Below are 3,484 nucleotides of genomic sequence, written 5' to 3'. Positions count from 1 at the left end.
GGACAAATGCTGTGATAGTGTTGACTGTGGAATATTTAAACACTTCTGCATCTCTGTAACATTACAACCCTCTTCCACCATTAAACCCTTAACAATAATTAATCTTACTGGATGAGCAAGCGCCTTCAATAATTCTGATTCCTCTTTTAAAATTTCTTTTCCCTCTTCGCCTGTGAAGAAAGACATTTTTGACCTCCAATCTTGAAATGTATCACTGTATCTGAATAATACGATATAGTGAATAAAATGTTAGGCTATTTTAAGAATTATGGCTCTTTAATAGATTTTTAATCAGTAAACTTTGCCAGAACCTCCATCAATTCATCGATTACTTCATCACCTTCTTGATTTTTTACTGCTCTCTGTACACAGCCGTGAACATGTTTGTCCATAATCTTAAGACTTACTCCTTTCAGTCCACCCTGAACAGCATTTATCTGATGCAGGATATCAACACAGTATTTTTCTTCATCGACCATTCGCTGTAGACCACGAACCTGACCTTCTATTCTTCTTAAACGAGTTATTAGCTCTTTTTTATCCAAATCACATAAGGAATTCATCAAACCACTCCTCTTCTATTTTATTATATCATATCCGATAATTATTAATCTATTTTATTTATAATCAGCCTGAACATTTTCTCTTCTTAAAAGATTGGCATTGGTAACAACACTGATTGAACTTGTAGCCATTGCCATTTCAGCTATTACAGGGTGTAATAATCCCATAATTGCAATCGGAATTGCGATTAGATTATAGAAGAAAGCCCAGAATAAGTTTTGCTTGATTTTCTTAAAGGTTGCTCTTGAAAGTTTGACTGCTGTGATTACAGAAGATAGATCTCCACGTACCAGGGTGATATCTGAAGATTCAATTGCAATATCTGTACCTGTACCAATAGCAATTCCAACATTGGCCTGAGTTAATGCCGGTGCATCATTAATTCCATCACCAACCATTGCAATAACTCCAAATTCAGATTGCAGTTCTTTTACCTTATCTACTTTGCCATCGGGCATTACTTCGGCAACTACATGATCAATTCCTACCTCTTTAGCTATTGCCTCAGCTGTACGCTGATTATCACCGGTAATCATGGCTGTTTCTAAACCCAATTTTTTAAGTTCAGCAATTGCCTGAACCGAATCTTCTTTTAAAGCATCTGCTACAGCAACTATTCCCAGCATTTTACCATCAGCTGCAGCCATCATTGCAGTTTTAGCTTCATTTTCTAACCTCTGTAATTCGTCTTCAAAATCAGAGGAATCAATTCCAGCTGATTCCATTAATTTTCTACTTCCAACAAGTACCTCTTTACCTTCAACTTCTGCTTTAACTCCTTTACCGGTAACAGAATTAAAATTATTAATTTCTTTTAATTCAATATCTCTATCTTTTGCTCCCCTAACTATTGCTTCTCCCAGCGGATGTTCAGAACCTGCTTCTACACTTGCTGCCAACTGCAGTAATTCCTGTTCACTGCTGTTTGAGGCTGCAGTTATATCTGTTACCTCTGGTTTACCTTTGGTAATGGTTCCAGTTTTATCAAAAACAATTGTGTGCACATCTTTCATAGTCTGAATTGCCTCACCTTTACGGATCAATACACCATTTTCGGCTCCAATTCCACTTCCCACCATCAGAGCCGTTGGAGTTGCCAGACCTAAAGCACAGGGGCAGGCGATTACTAAAACAGCAATTGTTGCAAAAATTGCCAGAGTAAATGTTCCTAAAGTCGGATCAACCCAGGGCAGAAATGATTGAGCCCAGAATCCAACTTCCCGCAGAGCCTCTGGAAAGATCAGCCATAATAAAAAGGTCGAGACCGCAATGATCAAAACTGTTGGTACAAAAATTCCTGTAATTTTATCAGCAAATTCTTGAATCGGAACTTTGGTTCCCTGAGCTTCCTCCACCATTTTCACTACCTGAGAAAGGAAAGTATCTTTACCAACTTTAGTTGCCTTTACCTTAATCAATCCATTCTGATTAACAGTAGCACCAATTACTTCATCTCCCTCAGTTCTCTTAACAGGCATTGATTCTCCAGTTGCCATTGACTCATCAACAGTTGTTTGCCCATCTATTATTTCTCCGTCAGTGGGTATTTTTTCGCCTGGTTTAACCAGCATAATATCTCCGGGCTGCACATCTTCAATAGAAATTTCTTTTTCTTGCCCGTTTTCAATGATTGTTGCTGTCTTAGCTCCCAGCTCCAGTAATTTTCGAATAGCCTGTGAAGCTCTACCTTTGGCTGTTTCTTCAATATAACGTCCGGTTAAATGAAAAGCCATAATCATTGCCGAAACTCCAGCATAATTGGCAATCGGAGTAAAGAAAACTGCAGGTCCGGTTATAAAGGCCGCACCAGTACCCATTGCAATTAAGACATCCATATTGGCACTGCCGTGGCTGACTGCTCTATAGGCAGTGATAAAAGTTTTGCGTCCAAAAACAAAAAGTGGAGGAATTGCTAAAACAATCATTCCTAAATTAAAAATCTGCATATTAGGCCAGGCAATACCAAAGAACATCTCTGGAATCATCCAGAGCATAATCGGAATTGTAAAAGCCCAGGTACCCCACATTTTTTTCTTTGCTTCCTTAACTTTTTTCATGTCATCACTCAGTTCATCCTCAGAACTCTCACTAATTTTTTCTTTTTCTTCATCTTCAAAACTGAGCAATTCATAACCAGAATTCTTAACAATTTCTCTAAAGTCATTTTTGCTTAAAAGCTCTGGATTGTATTCTACACTACCTTTTTCAGTTGCAATATTAACATTGGCTTGATAAACACCTTCACTTTTATTTAGAGCCTTTTCTACTGCTGATGAACAGCTGGCACAGGTCATTCCACCTACTTTAAAAGAAGTCTTTGCCTTTTCTTCTTTAACACCATAACCACTGTTTTCAACAACTTCAATCAGCTTATCTCTGCTGCTTTGCTTCGGATCAAAAGTTACATATGCTTTTTTAGCTGCAAAGTTGACCTGTGCCTCACTTACTCCTTCAGCTTTGTTTAAAGATTTTTCTACTGTTTGAGCACAACTAGCACAGCTCATATCCTGTATTTTTAAAGTTATTTTCTTACTCGCCATTATTCTGCACCTCCATTAAATATATGAATTTTTCAAAATATTATCCAATTAATAAAATCTATTTTCCATTTTCTTTTTTTGTTTTTCCATCGCCACAGCAGTCAGGAACATCATCTCCATACTGCTTTTCATTAGCTGCAGCCATTTTATCAACAAATTTTTGCCACCAGCTTTTCTTGTTTTTATTCTGAGCCATCTGCTATCCTCCTCAGAGTGTATATTAATTCTAGTATTAAAATTTATTCTAAATTTAAACCTAAAAGCAGTCTTATACAACTCTGCTATATATCATTTAATAATTTAGTTTCGATTAATTACTCTTTTGATTTTCGGTTGAAGCGAAGAGATATTTTCAAAATAAGAATTAAATAGTTTATTTA

At 36.7% G+C, this 3,484-nt stretch carries 4 protein-coding genes; all 4 read right to left on the bottom strand.

Annotated elements, in window-relative coordinates; all coding sequences use genetic code 11:
- Positions 1-186, bottom strand: a 186-nt coding sequence (locus CI949_RS18655; RefSeq protein ID WP_290769186.1) for a helix-turn-helix transcriptional regulator, incomplete at its 3' end; no start/stop codon positions are given.
- Between the two features lie 101 nt (positions 187-287).
- Complete coding sequence (locus tag CI949_RS18650; protein WP_290769184.1) at positions 288-563, bottom strand: metal-sensitive transcriptional regulator; 276 nt, start codon at positions 561-563, stop codon at positions 288-290.
- 54 nt (positions 564-617) lie between these two features.
- Positions 618-3,104 carry a heavy metal translocating P-type ATPase gene (locus CI949_RS18645; RefSeq protein ID WP_290769182.1) on the bottom strand — a complete coding sequence of 829 codons (2,487 nt, stop codon included), beginning with the start codon at positions 3,102-3,104 and terminating at the stop codon, positions 618-620.
- A 58-nt stretch (positions 3,105-3,162) separates the two neighbouring features.
- Complete coding sequence (locus CI949_RS18640; RefSeq protein ID WP_290769179.1) at positions 3,163-3,300, bottom strand: LDCC motif putative metal-binding protein; 138 nt, start codon at positions 3,298-3,300, stop codon at positions 3,163-3,165.
- Positions 3,301-3,484 lie beyond the last annotated feature (184 nt).

The organism is Halanaerobium sp. (assembly GCF_003070835.1).
Note: the sequence above shows the minus strand (reverse complement) of the source record. Positions and strands in the feature narration are given on the sequence as shown.

Bases quoted from the DNA above. Each gene is read 5' to 3' on its own strand.
- CI949_RS18650 (WP_290769184.1), bottom strand. From the start codon at position 563: ATGAATTCCTTATGTGATTTGGATAAAAAAGAGCTAATAACTCGTTTA.
- CI949_RS18645 (WP_290769182.1), bottom strand. From the start codon at position 3,104: ATGGCGAGTAAGAAAATAACTTTAAAAATACAGGATATGAGCTGTGCT.
- CI949_RS18640 (WP_290769179.1), bottom strand. From the start codon at position 3,300: ATGGCTCAGAATAAAAACAAGAAAAGCTGGTGGCAAAAATTTGTTGAT.